Source organism: Shewanella hafniensis (assembly GCF_019655335.1).
Taxonomy (GTDB): Bacteria; Pseudomonadota; Gammaproteobacteria; order Enterobacterales; family Shewanellaceae; genus Shewanella; species Shewanella hafniensis.
In genome coordinates, this window is record NZ_BPFD01000093.1 from 1 (window position 1) to 14,932 (window position 14,932).

Annotated in this window: 14 protein-coding genes and 2 pseudogenes; 2 read left to right on the plus strand and 14 right to left on the minus strand. The window is 42.0% G+C overall.

Annotated elements, in window-relative coordinates:
- Positions 1–106: 106 nt before the first annotated feature.
- The 8 genes and pseudogenes from K5Q99_RS19195 to K5Q99_RS19230 form a co-directional block, all read right to left on the minus strand.
- Positions 107–1,309, minus strand: coding sequence for a restriction endonuclease subunit S (locus K5Q99_RS19195; RefSeq protein WP_220777815.1), 1,203 nt, complete (start codon positions 1,307–1,309; stop codon positions 107–109).
- On the minus strand, positions 1,306–3,849 hold the full coding sequence (locus K5Q99_RS19200; protein WP_220777816.1) for a type I restriction-modification system subunit M: 2,544 nt from the start codon (positions 3,847–3,849) through the stop codon (positions 1,306–1,308). Before K5Q99_RS19200 ends, K5Q99_RS19195 begins: the two co-directional genes overlap by 4 nt.
- A gap of 458 nt (positions 3,850–4,307) precedes the next feature.
- On the minus strand, positions 4,308–4,979 hold the full coding sequence (locus K5Q99_RS19205; protein ID WP_012089224.1) for a cysteine peptidase family C39 domain-containing protein: 672 nt from the start codon (positions 4,977–4,979) through the stop codon (positions 4,308–4,310).
- A gap of 250 nt (positions 4,980–5,229) precedes the next feature.
- Positions 5,230–6,252 (minus strand): helix-turn-helix transcriptional regulator, encoded by a 1,023-nt coding sequence (locus K5Q99_RS19210; protein ID WP_220777817.1) that lies wholly within the window; start codon positions 6,250–6,252, stop codon positions 5,230–5,232.
- Between the two features lie 44 nt (positions 6,253–6,296).
- Positions 6,297–7,286: a hypothetical protein gene (locus tag K5Q99_RS19215; protein ID WP_220777818.1), complete on the minus strand. Its 990-nt coding sequence runs from the start codon at positions 7,284–7,286 to the stop codon at positions 6,297–6,299.
- Entirely contained in the window at positions 7,273–8,334 is a 1,062-nt protein-coding gene (locus tag K5Q99_RS19220; protein ID WP_220777819.1) for a hypothetical protein, read from the minus strand. The genes K5Q99_RS19215 and K5Q99_RS19220 overlap by 14 nt, the downstream gene beginning before the upstream one ends.
- Before the next feature lie 80 nt (positions 8,335–8,414).
- Complete coding sequence (locus K5Q99_RS19225) at positions 8,415–8,903, minus strand: hypothetical protein (RefSeq protein ID WP_220777820.1); 489 nt, start codon at positions 8,901–8,903, stop codon at positions 8,415–8,417.
- 336 nt (positions 8,904–9,239) lie between these two features.
- Positions 9,240–9,809: pseudogene (locus K5Q99_RS19230) on the minus strand (transposase); the annotation flags it as partial.
- A 157-nt stretch (positions 9,810–9,966) separates the two neighbouring features.
- On the opposite strand from K5Q99_RS19230, the gene K5Q99_RS19235 reads away from it, so the two are divergent.
- Positions 9,967–10,395 (plus strand): DUF6957 family protein, encoded by a 429-nt coding sequence (locus tag K5Q99_RS19235; RefSeq protein WP_220777821.1) that lies wholly within the window; start codon positions 9,967–9,969, stop codon positions 10,393–10,395.
- A gap of 147 nt (positions 10,396–10,542) precedes the next feature.
- Here K5Q99_RS19235 and K5Q99_RS19240 read toward each other — a convergent pair whose 3' ends face one another.
- The 5 genes from K5Q99_RS19240 to K5Q99_RS19260 all read right to left on the minus strand — a co-directional run bounded on the left by K5Q99_RS19240 (position 10,543) and on the right by K5Q99_RS19260 (position 13,423).
- The gene (locus K5Q99_RS19240; protein ID WP_246604539.1) at positions 10,543–11,283 is read right to left on the minus strand and encodes a PhzF family phenazine biosynthesis protein; all 741 of its coding nucleotides are present in this window, start codon (positions 11,281–11,283) and stop codon (positions 10,543–10,545) included.
- Positions 11,284–11,403: 120 nt separating this feature from the next.
- Positions 11,404–11,769: a DUF7674 family protein gene (locus tag K5Q99_RS19245; protein WP_220777823.1), complete on the minus strand. Its 366-nt coding sequence runs from the start codon at positions 11,767–11,769 to the stop codon at positions 11,404–11,406.
- Positions 11,770–11,863: 94 nt separating this feature from the next.
- Entirely contained in the window at positions 11,864–12,328 is a 465-nt protein-coding gene (locus K5Q99_RS19250; protein WP_246604540.1) for a DUF952 domain-containing protein, read from the minus strand.
- A gap of 503 nt (positions 12,329–12,831) precedes the next feature.
- Entirely contained in the window at positions 12,832–13,035 is a 204-nt protein-coding gene (locus tag K5Q99_RS19255; RefSeq protein WP_220777824.1) for a hypothetical protein, read from the minus strand.
- Positions 13,036–13,165: 130 nt separating this feature from the next.
- Positions 13,166–13,423 carry a hypothetical protein gene (locus K5Q99_RS19260; protein WP_220777825.1) on the minus strand — a complete coding sequence of 86 codons (258 nt, stop codon included), beginning with the start codon at positions 13,421–13,423 and terminating at the stop codon, positions 13,166–13,168.
- A 629-nt stretch (positions 13,424–14,052) separates the two neighbouring features.
- Here K5Q99_RS19260 and K5Q99_RS19265 point away from each other — a divergent pair.
- A pseudogene (locus tag K5Q99_RS19265) lies at positions 14,053–14,361 on the plus strand (group II intron maturase-specific domain-containing protein); the annotation flags it as partial.
- An 81-nt stretch (positions 14,362–14,442) separates the two neighbouring features.
- Here the strand turns inward: K5Q99_RS19265 and K5Q99_RS19270 are convergent.
- Entirely contained in the window at positions 14,443–14,787 is a 345-nt protein-coding gene (locus K5Q99_RS19270) for a hypothetical protein (protein ID WP_220777826.1), read from the minus strand.
- Positions 14,788–14,932 lie beyond the last annotated feature (145 nt).

Here is a 14,932-nt window from a genome sequence, read left to right on the forward strand (position 1 = left end):
CTGTCCATCTATAGCCTCGTTGATATGCTGGAATATAAAAAGACTCATTTAAAAGAGCGCTGATAGGTTTTAATACTAATTCATTATTATTGGACATCCGTGTTCCTTAATTTGTGTTAAGTGGTAAACGCGTTTTACCCGTGAGCAATTCTTGCATCATACCTTGTTTAATTTGTCGGGTTTTGCTTAAGCGTTGTTCAAAGGCTTGGATTTCATTATCGATATCCGAGAGGATCGTGACGATAGCGGTTTGTTCTTTAATATCAGGAAATGAAGCTAATACATTTTCGATTGTACTAGCGTTTAAGCTCGGTACTCCTGAGGCTTCATTGTATTGCATCCAATCTATCATACAGAACTTGTAGTAAATAAATTTAACAGATTCTGTATTTGCTACTTCAGAGTAAAACAGTGTATCAACTGTCCAAAATGGATAATCAGTAAACCGAGGTTTATTGATTGTTCCTTTTCGCCCTATAAGTACAGAGGGCTTATCATAAAGAGGAGTATTCGTTGAACCCATTTGTCCCCCAGTTCCAAAAATGGGATATAAACCACCGCTAACTTGTATAGATTTTTGATCTTTGCCATGTCTGATACGCATTACTTGACCAAATTTTTTCACCTCCCAATCATCTGGAATTTCGCCTAGCTCGCTGGGTTTTGTACCTTTACGCTTACCTTCGACAACGCCTTCTGCACTGTTAATATCAGAATAAAAGGCAAACTGCGGTAAGCGGGTTTTGCCGGTGAGCAGTTGCTGCATGGCGGCGGTTTTAATCGCTTGTTTTTTAGCAATGAGGTTTTCTAATTCTCTCAGCAAAGCATCCATATCTGACAAAGCATTAGCAATGGCGGTTTGTTCTTTTAATTGTGGTAAGGGCAGTATCAGCTCTTTCAATTGAGAACCTGTAATTAGTGGTTGCCCAGAACCAAAGACTAATGAGTTTAAGTTTCGCCTCGTTAACCAGTATTGAAAATATTTAAGGTTACAACCTGCAAGTAACTTAATAATTATTGTGTTATCTGATACTCCATACTCGCCATCAGCAAATCCAAGTTTTCCAGCATTAGCACCCACACGCGCGACTAAGATCGATGCTCCTGTGTATTCAGGAAGACAGCATGAACCAATAACGCCTGTTGAGCCATATAGTGAATAGTCACCTTTATTTTTAGTGTTAGTCTTCCCCGAACCTATAAATTTAGCACTGTCACCTAAATAACCAGTTTTCCAATCATCAGGTATAACCCCAATCTCAGTCTGTTTATATCCCTCTGGTATCACTTGGTTTTCAGCTTGGCTCATAGCGTCCACTCCAAGCCCATCGCTCTGAGGTGGCCCGCAACTTTATCACTTAAGGTATCTACCGATTTTGTTAAGGTGGGCAGCGACGTGCTGTAACGCTCTTCCAGCTCTTTAACGCGGTTAGCCATTTGCTGAGTGACACGCTCAATCTCGGCAATGATATTCGCTTGTAAGGTGGCGAGCCATTTGTCATCGACAATTAGGGTTTTGATCTCGTCAATGCTCAATTGTGGGTACTGCTTAAATACTGCTAAATCCAAGATTTCTTGGGCTTCTTTTACGGCTTTTTTGGCGTTGGCATCAAAGGTAAACAACTTGGTCGCTTGCTTAAGGGCCGCAATTTCCGCTTTATCGGTGGCGACTTTAAGGCGCGCCGCGACGCTGACTTTGGTTATTTTGTCTTTGTCGTTTAACGCATCGGCGAGTAAGCCGTCTTCGCTCCCTGTTCCAGAAGTGGCATTTTCCTCTAGATAAGTTTCGAGGGCTTGAGTGGCTTCATCTTGTTTGATTTGAAGGGCATCAAGCTTGGTTTGCTCGGCGGCAAAGTAACGCGCCACGATTAAGCTTGGTGGGATCAGCTCGGCTTTGTACTTTTTCTTGTTAATGATTAAATCGGGTGTTTCTTTAAGCTTTTCACCTTTGGCTGCGACTAATTCTCGCAGGGTTTTACCCGCTTGCCAGTCATCTTGCACTAATACGTAGACATCATCTTGCAGTGTGTCGCTCCAGTAATCCATGAGGATCTGGTAAATGTCGTATTTGCTCAGCAGTTCACTGTTGGCGTAGGCGGCTAATAGGCTTTCTGATATGTCGTGGATTAACTCTTTAGGGCTATCGCCTAGGCTGATTTCGGTTAGCGCAGCTTGTTTTATCCAGGCTTTAAAGGGTAGTAAGCTGCGGCTGGCAAAGTCTTTAAACTCGCTATGGGCCAAAATACTGGCTTTCACTTTGCTGGCGTCTATCATGCAGTGGCTGTAGCCGTCGCGTGCGGGTAGTGCTGGGTTACGACCAAATAAGGTCGCTCGAATACTGGGGAATACCTGCCAGTAATGCGCCAAGGCATCGATATCGCGATTAGGAATACCGCCTTGCAAGTGGGCGCTTAAATCGTGCAAATCTTCTGGCTCTGATGAGTCGATATAACGCGGTATGTTGAGGTTGTAATCGTTTTTGGCAATTTCATCTATCGTGACTAAACGGCTAAAACGCTCTAGCTCAAGCCCTTTATTAAACACATCGACAATTTTATGAATGTCTTGGCTGCGCAGGCGGTTTTTATTGCCGTCTTTGATGAAGCCTTTGCTGGCGTCAATCATAAAGATGGAACGGCCGCTGATGTGAGTTTGATTGTTGTTCACTTCATTGCAGTGCCCTTCAATCAGCGGCCTTTCACTCTGCAGTCCTTCACCAAAGTGAACGGCAGCTTTTTGGGCGTGCTCTTTGTCAATCACGATAATACAGGCGGGGATCCCCGTGCCGTAGAACAGGTTGGCAGGTAAACCAATAATGCCTTTGATGTAACCTTGCTTAATAAGATTTTGGCGAATATTGGCTTCGGCATTGCCTCTGAACAGTACGCCGTGAGGCAGAATGACCGCTCCCTTACCAGTGCTTTTTAAACTGGTAATGATGTGCAGTAAGAAAGTGTAATCACCGTTCTTTTCGGGCGGAGTTCCCCAAGTAAAACGACCATAGGGATCGTTTAGTGGGTTTAAGCCGCTCGTCCAGTTTTTGTTAGAAAATGGCGGGTTAGCCACGGCAAAGTCAAAGGTTTTGAGTTTATTGGCGCCGTCTTTCCACTGCGGATCGGCAAGGGTGTTGCCTTTCCAGATTTTAGCTGTGGCATTGTTGTGCAAAATCATGTTCATGCGAGCAAGTGCACTGGTGGCGTTGTCCATCTCCTGGCCGAAAATAGACAAGCCTCGTGGTGCTTCGTTACTGGCTTTTAACAGCAAAGAACCCGAACCACAGGTGGGGTCGTAAACGGTGGCATCTTGTGGGGTATTGTTTTGAATACCAACCACTTTAGCCAGAATTTGCGAGACTTCTGACGGGGTATAGAATTGGCCTTTGGATTTGCCCGATTCGGTAGCGAAGTGGCGCATTAAATACTCATAGGCATCCCCTAATAAGTCGTCACCATCGGCACGGTTACCGGTTAAATCTAATCCTTGGAAAATCCCGACTAACTTAGTCAGGCGATCAACCATTTCCTTGCCTTTGCCGAGCTTGTCTTCATCGTTAAAGTCGGCAACATCGATAACGCCTTTAAGATCGTTTTCTTCCGCTAAGCTACCAATGATTTTATTGAGTTTATCGCCGATTTCTTTATCGTTTTTGGCGGCAATCATATCGTCAAAGCTGGCACCTTTGGGCACGACTATCATGCCGTACGGATCGCCTTTGTATTTGTCGGAAACGTATTTCATAAACAAGAGTGTGAGAACGTAATCCTTGTATTGGCTGGCGTCCATACCACCACGCAGTTCGTCACAGCTGGCCCAAAGGGAGGAATAGAGTTCGTTCTTTTTAATGGCCATGTGGCGTCCTATCTTGCAAGTTATTTTGACGATGAAGTTGCAGCGAGTAATAGCGTTATACCTTAAGCCGCTTTGTGTAGCACCTAGCTTGAACAACGCTGAGGAAAGCCATTCGTTGAAAATGAGTTTTGTGAAAAACGTCGAATGGTTTGCTGAGTAAATAATGCCCACAGCGGTAACAGTGTTGATGCCTTTTTCAGCATTTTTCGCTAAATGTTAAGTTTCATACAAACATCAACCTTTTCAAATACAAAAGTACAAAAATGTCGGCTTGTAAGATACCAGTCAAGTTGCTTTAAAACCAGAAAAATGGCCGTGTTTTGAGTGAGAATGTGATGAGGTGGATAAAATAATAAGCAATTAAAAGCATCAAAAGTAATATTCTAGCGAATATAATTAAACTATAGATTATAGCCACTTAAGAATTAAAAGCTGTAGTTAAGTGGCATTTAAGTTGATTAATTAACTGTGATTTGCAAGCATTCAGCCAATTTACATTTAGTCGACCATGATTGCCCTTGTGCCAAATGTGTGCATGATAACTTACCCGCCGCTTGAAGGTCTCCATCATCTGTTGCTACTGATAAAATAGCATTCCAATAGCTTAGGTTTGGTGCAGGATATCCAGGATCTAATAACATGATCTTAGTCACTTGATCGCCATATGTTTCATAGCCTATCGCAACCGCCCAATGTCCTCCTCCCCCTTGCCAATTTAGACCGATAATGACGGGATCACCATTGTTGATAGCTTCAGCAATTTCGTTTGACTTAGCTCTAGTTGTCACCGATTCGAGATCTTTTGCCCTAACTTTTCCGTTTGGATGATGTTTAAAAGTTTCTAGCAACCAAGATAAATCGTGGTCAAAAGTTCCATCACGTACCATGGTGTCAAATGCATAAAGATTGTTCCAAAATTTGCCTAGTCGTGTTCTACCATCTTGTATATTAAGATCTGTAACTTCTTCCCTACTCAGTACATTCTGCGTGATCAGGGCCATTAGAAGACTATAAGGGCCACATGCGCCGTCGACATCACCTTGACGCAATGCAACAAGATTCTCTTCATTACCTATAAAAACGCCCTTTTCAATTAGCTGAAGTTGAGGTAAAACACTAATAGTACGCATAAAAAATCCTTTTGATGCTAATAAATAATAACTACAACAATAGTGAAGTTGTACTGTGTATTATTGTAAAAAAATGGTCAATCATTCTGTATTGTAAATGTATTCAAGTCACATCAGATGCATAATTCTTGCTCTATCTATTCGGTAAATAACTTAAACTTTGTCATTCTTAGTTTGAATTAATACTCTTCGTTCAATTTTACTTCGATTCTTATAACATATTTAAATAGTATAAAATTTCATCAAGGCTTTAACTTGTATAAGCTTCAAGCGCTTTACGCAAGTTGTCACTAAGTTGAGTTCGAAGTGATTGCGGTTCGAGTACCACTATATTTGCGCCCTGTCCTTTTAACCACCAGTTCAATTGCCAACTATTGTGCACTGTTGCTGTCAGTTCATAAAAATGCTCGTCTAAAGGCATTAATACCATATCGTCAGACATAGGGCTTTCAGTTAGATAAAATGCTAACTCTACGGTGATCTTAGCTTTAAGCTTTAGGGTTTCGCCGTTAGAGAAGTGCATTGCACCGTCTTGTAAGTATTGCTGTAAATTGAAATCCGCTGGACGAATACCTTGCTCGTAGGTACGTTTTACCGTTTGAAAACGGTGCATTGCAAAGCGCTTTACGGCGGAATTCTCATGCCCTTTTGTTATATCTTGAGCAATCAGGTAAAGCACGTCCCCACGTTGCACTAAGGCAAGCGGCATAAGGTGGTATTCAATCGCCGCGACCTTTTGCTTTGCCTGATAGTAAGTTCGAATGGTTTGATCCCTCAACAAAGCTTCTTGTATTTCCTTTAACAGTGCTTCGTTAATTACTGGGGGTTTAAATCCCATATCAGGCATTACACTCGCGACTTTATCTAACCACTGGGCGTTATAGTCATCTTTTAAGGTATTTAATAGCTGGCGAGAATGCTCAAAATTGTTTTGTAAATGTCGTTGCATCGCCGGTGGCAACAGTTGCTTTAGCGATTTTTCAACCAACATCAGCGACAAAGCATCCGTCAAACTTATAGTATCGATATGAGCCCGTAAGCCGCCCAATTCTGTGCTGCGCCACAGATAGGGTTTCTCCTCGGTTTCTGAATAAATGGGAAAATACTGTGATAGAACATCTAAGTCTCTTTGTAAGGTTCGGTGGCTAACGTTAAAACCTTCATTAGCAATCAACTCCAATAGTTCGGTGCTTCTTATCCCTTTATCTGTGGGAATACACTTAAGCAGTGTTTGTTGCCTGAGAAGCGTGTTTGCATTTTTATTTGCCGACATAACAGACCTTTTAATCTAATGATGAACCATGGTATTACAAAGATTTAGTGATTAAGCAGATAACCTACCTGAAAAAATTTTTCGAAGTAGTCCATATATTCTGATTTATCTCGGTACCAATGTTTTGCTCTTTCTTGAGTATCTTCATCATAATATTCTTCAAATACGTTGATTAGTGCGTCACATTCATTGGCGCTAACGGGGAGTCGGCTCATCAAATACATTAATTCTTCCGGTGCGAACCTTGGCATGTTCATCAATAAAAATAACCAGCCTTGTTGTATTGCACAGTGCTTTTGCAATGTTCTACGAAACCAGTATTCATAGCCCCATTCCCCAACTGGATAATGTTCCGGCGCAAGGGCTAAGGCTTGTAGTAAGCTACTGCTGGGATGAAAATGCATGACTATTTTTGCCGCCAACATTATAGGTATAAAATCCCGATTGAAGGCTTTATTAGGCTCCCTTGGCTTTGATTTCCCCTTTTTTGCTGGCAAGGGTAATTTTGATTTAAACCATTTGTGTTCAGTAAGACTGCGGGGATCTCCGCCATAGCGACGATTTAATCTTTGGATGGTCAGATAATGCGCATCAAGTAATAATTCAGCCTGTTCAAGTAAGACACTCGGTTGCAAAGCGGGATCACTGCTCGTTGACATTAAAGCCATCAATGATTCATTACTATTGAGAAATAGTGTCCATAAACTATAAAAAGGTGAATCTTCTTCCATGGCGTATTTTCCTGAGCGCGTAGCGCAAAGGGCTTTTACATTTCTAGCTGGGTTTGGCAGCTTACTTTCCCAGCAATCTAATGCGAGGCGAACCAACAATGTCATATCATATTCTTCGGCCCACGGGTTGTTGTAGTCATCTCTCAGGAAATTATCAACCCTATCAAACTCCTGAGATTCTTGGATCCATACGCGCTCTGTCAGAGTTGGTTGCTCAGCATAACCAATACCAAATTTATTCTCATCATCAAGGAGAGACAATAACGCTTCAGTTTCTTTTTTAAATGATTTAAAGATGATCATAACCCGCCCTCTTAGATTTTCGGTTGATAACTAAATCAAAATACTTTGCATAATTTTCGAGTGAATTGTTTGCGCCAGGGTAATAACCTTGCGGTTGGTATTTATCAAAAAAAGCTTGTTTGACAGCGATGCATTCAATAGCGTTTGAGTCCGGCTTTTCGAGCAAAAACAACAAATGCTCTGGAATAATGTGTTCGAAATTGTTAACTAGAAAGTTGATGCCTTCTTTTTGATAGCAATGACTGAGTAAAGTACGGATTAGCAATAATTCCCCTGCATTTGGGTACAGCAAATACGGTGGCCAACTGAGTGCGACATCCTTAAGCACGGAGCTATTAGGTTTTAAGTGCATCAGTAACACTGAGGCCTGCATAAAATGATTACTGTAGGTTGAAAAAATGGCTGAGCCATCATCACGTGCTACTTCTGTAGCTGCGCGATAATCATCCAAATGTTTTGATTCAAAACCTTCCTGCCGTTCCCTTAGTGTTGAATGTGTTATTAACAAAAAATCTAATAGTGCTTCGGCTTCAGTGACTAACTTTTCCTGAAATGCTGGAGTGGATGCTAGCATCTGACTCAGCGAGCCACCATTAACGTTTACGCAAAACGCAGCCCAAAGTTGAGATAACTCAGGATAAGTATCGTGGTTATGAAGCGGATTACGCGATGCTAATAAGTGTTTAATTGCAAGAGCATTAACACATAACGATTGCGTCGATTCTTTTAATAACAATCGAGAAAGCAGTAGCTCGTCATACCAACCTTCTGGCGTCGCTAATACATGTTGATATATTCCTTTCCAATCTTCAGTGAGCGCTAACCAGACTCCTGGGAAATCCAATAATATGTCCCCAGGTTTTAACTGTTGGTAATGTGGAATATCACCCACTTCAAGCAAGGTCAGTAGGCTGATTGACTCAATAACTAGACCATCCATAGTGCACCTCAATTCGTTATTTTTTAATATTATACGCAGAGGTGCGACAGCTTGTGTCGTAACTAAAAGGAAGTGTGTACAACGGACTTTTATATTATCGCTAGGCAATGAATCTTAGTAACCTGCGGTATAGAAAGTGTGGTGTGGGGCTGGAGGCTAGATACCTCCGGCTACCCGATTAGACTATTTTAAAAAACACTATTCGTTTGAAATATTGCGATACAAGAGTTATCCAAGGGTTTAAGAAACATAGGAATACCCCCTTGGTTTTTCATTACGATGTAATCACCTGTTTCAGCTAAAAAATTAAAAGCTTTCATTTCACTAGCGTATGCAGTGCAAGACTTCGAAGAAGTAATTATCGATGATTCAGTAACGTAACACTTTTTATTCTTAACCCGGTACTCAGCCTCTAAGAAAACGGTATCTCCTTTTGAGCCATATATGCCTGTAAGTTTTAAAGAGTCATTTTGGGTTTCTTTAAACGTATCAGAAAACACCCTAATATCACTTCCTGACGCAAGCCGAAATGTATTTTTTATGCCTGCATCACAGCCATAAAATGATCTATCATGAGCTTGCTTTAAGGCAAAAGAGATAAAATCAGGATCCCCATTCGCCATAGAAAAATTTGAAAGGCAAAGTGTCCCGATTAATAATCCAACTTTAGTTTTCATATACTACTTTTCTCTCCTATTTTTGATTAATTGCGCTGCGCTGTTTGCTGGGCATAAATTGCGTATTGAACTTGGTCGATCCCACATCCATGTAAATGGGTATGAAGAATGTTATAGGAATTTGCTTTTTTGCGATAGCGGTTATTTATATAGTTTTGAAGGTAATTACTTGATTTCGTTTTAGCTTTATCATTCTTTTAGGCTCACTTTCGATGGATTGTTAACCTTGATTGATAGCATTTTGGCCCCTAATTCAGGCTTATACACGTACCACACTACCCCATAAGACTGGCGGTTTGTCATTGCCGATCATTCCGCTACGTCTTTAGGATGTGGTTATCCTGACATGCGTACTGGCTGACCTTGGTTGTTTAACATCACTACCGACTGCGGCTTTATCAGTCCAATAAACTGCAAATGACCTAATAGGCATTGCGGGCATGACCACAAACAGTCTTCCTTAACCAAAAGACTCGCTAATACCACCTGCGGCTTACATAATTGCGGTTTAATTAGTGCTAACTTTTTGCGGCGGCAGGTATTAGCGAGAAAACCAAAGTGCCTGAGTCGCATCAATCCTTTAGGCAACATATTCAGTAAATAGCGGCGGATAAACTCATCACAGCTTAGCTACATTTGCTTATGCTGCTGACCGTCACGATTGAAAACTGACATCTTCTGCGATCACTTCTGCAATTCTTGACTGATGCTGCATGACTCTACGGGTATCACGCCCAAAGTATTCAACCACGGTTTCGGCGCGGCTCAGACATGCTTTGTTGTAAACACAACACGAATTTGCCATTAACTAAGGTTTCACCATAGGGATATCCAGTTTACGTTGTCGCAGTGACCGTAACAGCTTGGCCCGATAATCGCTGGAAAAGCTTTCACCGGAAATAGATATTTCGGTAAGTTAATTTTAATGATGTCTACTGGCAGAATCGTATTGAACATCTAAACTAAAATTGGGTTGTTGCAATGTTCGTGATATGCAGTCCGGTTTATAGCGTAAATCAGCTGCTTAAACGCACTTGCGCCTTTAATATTTAAGGAGCAACCCATGATAGAAAAACTGGCTCAACAAGCTGAAATAACAGCAGAACTGTTCTCTCTTGAAGGCATCCCTACCGCATATGGTTGTCGAATGGATGATATTGAACAGATGAAATTGCATTGTAAGTCAATCCAACCATTCAAAGCTTGGTGCGTCGTTTCAGAGTGGATCATTTGGATTATTGATGTCCCACAAGGCACCCCTGGCACTCACCCTATTAAAGAGCTGGTACTGGCGAATCACATAATTGAAGATGGCCAAGGCCGTTTCCCCAGTGGTGGATGGGTCAGAACCACAATGGTTATCCATACTCACCATAACTGCATCTTTGAAACGAACAATACCTTCTACATTTTAGTGGGGAGCGGTAACAGTAAGCGCCTGTCCCTCAACGAGTTTGGTCAGAAAATTAAATTATTCAGTCAAATCTACTGATACGCTCAAAATGGGCTCTTGAATAAGGGCCTACCTACCTTGCTAGTAAAGTCGATGTTGATATAGAGTAAACCACAGCAATCGCAACCACCGCGGCTCAATGGGGCAGGAAACGCCAAGCGTTGACAGTCCCTATTGAAGCGTTAGTTAAATTGCAATTGCTCGCAACTTTGCTTGAGCAAATACTGTTATTGAATTCTCAGTTGCTCGCTCTACTTCAAAATAACCACCGGACATTGAAAGTTGACGCACATTCAATGAGTCTGAACCAAATTTTTTAAACCAATACGGTGCAAGAGAGCATTGTGCTGAGCCTGTTGCCAAATCTTCAGATATGCCAATTTTTGGAGCAAAGTATCTTAGAACATAACCATTATTACTATTTGCAGCCGTTACAATTAAAGCATGATATTCATTGATTTCTCTCAAGCGCTTATAATCTGGCTGGAAATTCATTACCGTCTCTACCGAGGGTAAAACTAAGACTAAATCTCGAGTAGAAAAAACATCAATGGCATCAATCGCCAAATCAGATATTTCTGCTGGAACAGCACAAGGCTTACCTTCCCAGCTCGGCAATACGAGTGAATATAGGCCATTTCTTTTAGAAATCACTACCTCACCGTGTTTACTGTTGAAAACTACTTTTTCCAATGGGTACTTAGAAAGGATCGCTGCACCAGCTCCCAAACTACCGTGACCACAAAGGTTAATTTCACCATCCAATGCAAACCAGCGAATGTGAAATTGTCCGTCGACGTTAGTAATGAACGAAGTCACTGGCAGTCCAACATCATGAGTAATTTGATGCAACTCAGTATCAGACAGCCAGTTATTTAGCTCTAACACTCCACAAGGATTGCCAAAAGCCGATTCGCCGCTAAACACATCATAAATCTCTATGTTGATAATCCACCATCCTTGACTGCAATTTAACGCTTTGCACACGTGCAGTCGGCGCGAAGCGGCGCCAGTCAAAGCCCCAACGGGGCGATGTGCTACAACTTGTTATACGGCAGGTTTACCATGAAATGCAACATATAAACTTTGTAGCTTTGTTGGCACTAAAGGCCAGCCCATTTCTTTAGTTTTCTGGCTAGCCTGCCAAAACAAATGTTCTACATAATACACATCAATAAACTCAAACTCTTTTGGATGCGCATTGGGTAATTTTTCATTTATGTAATCTAGATAGCTTTGAGCTAACGCAATATTGCCAGAAGAAAATGCCTGAGTAGTAGCATTTGCAAACTCCTCTATTTTTGAAGTGGTCATAAAGACATCGTGCGAATCCATTTTGCGTTTCACTTCTGGGAATAAAAAGCATATCTCATTCAAGAAATTATCGATAATTGGCTCTTCTGTCTCGTTCATATTTAAGTCCTATTACGCCCAAATTTAGCGCGGGAAACCGAGTAGCGAGTTAACGTCGCAGCCGGCGCTTTTTGCTGGCGAATAAATTTGCTTGTTAGCTGCTTTTGCTTTGTCTTGGAATGGCTTTTTGAAGGCCATCCGTTAATAACACTGCAAAAGCACTGTGATGAGTCAACCCTAGCAATACTTTGGATTCAGAGAGAGCTTTTCCTATCCGAAACGAGACAGCACCTTCGTCATCTTGCCCAGCGTCTAACGCAAAAGCTCGAACCACATTTTCAACTGCTACGCCCTCAACATAAAGATTTGGCCAGGTAGCTAAAGGTTCCTCAGCCCTCTCTTCCCATTTCAGAAATTCCGCCACCCCAGAAACATCAATCTCAAGAACGACAGGCTCTTCCTCAACAGAAAACCATCGGTTCGCTACAAGCTCCACATCCTTCAACTCATTCAGATGAACTCTGCCCCGCCGTTTATCTGCTTGGCATCGAGGGACATGCCCGCAACGCTGAGCCTCAAGCCAATCTTCTTTAGGAACAACTCTATACAAATGATTCACACCGGTGCTTCCTATCTGTCTTATAACGTTTGGTTAAGGGGCGGGCTTTAGCCCGCCTAAATGAGCGAAACAAACGATTTGTCATACGCCGCTGTTTAACTCTATAGCCATGGGCTGCACCAAAGTGGTGAGTCAGCTTTCAATGATCTGAGCCAGTAATAGTGGACACTCTGTATCATTACTAAAGTTGTTCTATCTATTTTTGGGCCAAAGCTGGTTAACCCGAAGCCAACACAAACAGACTGGTTTTGGCGTGTGATTCACACTACCCCATACTGATTCATTGGCTCAATTTTGGGACAAAAGCTTGTTGGGTCTTAGGTTCTAATTAATCGGTTTCAGATAAATATATCTATGGGTTAACGCCACGTTAAGGTGTGATCAACGCTAACACCGAACCCAAACCATCGCACCTTAGACACAAAACTCGACTTAAACTGAAAAATGCCGAGTGTAGGGAATCTGTCTTAAACGCATTTTTATACAACAAGTACAGATTGTTTTTAGAGTGAATTGCCATCCCATTCATGCTTAGGGTCTGGTATAAAAGTTAACCCCATGCCTTCACTAACGAATGAAGATATTAGCCACCCACCAGGAACCTTGGTTCTGTATGTATATTTACTAGATCCCAAACCACCATTATTTTTCAATGCTTCCCAATTTAAAACAGGTGAATTGCTTGTTCCACTTGAAAATAATCCCATTAATTTATCCAAATATTGAATGTTGTATAACGCCAAGCTTTGGGGCGGCTGAAGAGTAGCGTATGCCGTCCCAGCCACGATAACGGCGACAATAGCGCTTTGTTATGTTTTTCAGAGATTATCACTAAATTCATAGGTTCAGATAAGCCTCTGTTTTAGCTAAATCTAAATCTTGGAAAAAACCACCTATTCCAGAAGGCGACCAGTACCCTTCACCAATATATTCCCAATCAGTGATATCCCATTTGTAAACAAAATACGTGTAAGCACCATCGATACGCTGACCAACTATAGCAACAGTCTTCTTCGAGTCAGAATATTTTCTTTCAATTTCGTCGAACGCTTTCTGTGTGCCAGTAAACTCACGGTATTCTGGTGCTTCAGTCATACTTTGCCTTGAAAACATAACGCCAAGTGAAGGGGCGAAGTGCGCAGCACTTTGTCCCGCTGGCACGTTTTGTGTACGCCCAGCATGGGCATGAACTAATGAGGTGAAAGTCCTCTGTAGGAAGGTCACCGTTCAATAACATGCTGTTATTAAACGTTAACTACTAGCGAATGGCAAGGGCTTATCCGCGAGGATTGGTTTGAAGGAAGCCGCTAGCAAATTTGCGAGCTGATGAACAAGAACATCATATGAGGCGTAGGCTAGAGGTGAGTTGGCAGGGCCTCCCCCACGCAGTAAGGGGACAAGACGACGAAACCACGTGATTTAATGGCCACCGTAAATGATGCAGCAATGCAAAGAAAGTTTATGTTCTTATCTGGGGAGATCTGCTTAACACGCGATCGGTCATTAACCAGTCAGGCTCTGGTTTATAAGTGCCTTGGCTTTTCATTGTCATCGACTGAAAAGAGCGAACCAGATGAAAACCGATAGCGCATGACGGGGCAACTCGGCATGTGATTAAGCAAAAGTCAGCAGACGGCATAGTAGCCCAACGCCCATCGTAATGGATGGGATAGCATACCCCGCGTTAGCGTTGTGGGTACATGGTGAAGGCCTGAACATTTAGAAATTACTTTGGCATAGCCAACGCTTACCAAGGATGTGTCGATTTAGACCACTGGATCCGTCGTCGAGTACGTATGTGCTATTGGCGTCAATGGCGAAAGCCACGGACTAAGGTACAAAACTTACTCAAACGTGGCGTCAGGTTCCAAGCGGCCGTTGCTTGTGGAATTACAAGCAAAGGGCCGTGGCGAAGCTCGAAAACACCAGGGATACAGCAAGCGCTGAGTAATGAGTATCTTAAGAAAGCAGGATTGTATTCACTGAGAGATGGATGGATCGCGGTTCACTATCCGAACCAGAAAACAGGTTAGGCGTTCTAAATGAACCGCCCTGTGCGGAGCCACATGCAGGGTGGTGTGGGGGCTGGAGGCTAAATACCTCCGGCTACCCGATTAGTTTTGGATATTTGCATACCTTTGGGAAGCTGGTGCATTAACTAAACTGAGCCTATATTCCATATATTTTTTAACGGTTTTTGAATCACAATATTCAACAAGATCTTCCCAAAACAATACGCCAACATCATCTTTGAAATCCTTAATAAAACAGGCGTAACTACTACTCTCGTGCTTTTTCATTTTTATGGCTGACTTCCATTTAGTGGAACTTACTAAAAGGCAAAAGTGTAATGTATATTTATAATACCTTTCTCTAATAGCGTTAATTCTTTTAAGATTACTCTTAATATCTTTCTCTATAGACCAATTAGTTAGGTATTTCGCTTCAATTGCGATCATTGTCTTTGATACTGGGTCCTGAAGAATCCCCTGATGATTTACAAATAAATCATCAAATTAGGGTGGAAGCACATCTTGTTGCATGATCAAATGGTTTCGCTAAAAACTACACTTGGACAACAAGATGCGCGAAGCCAATATCCTA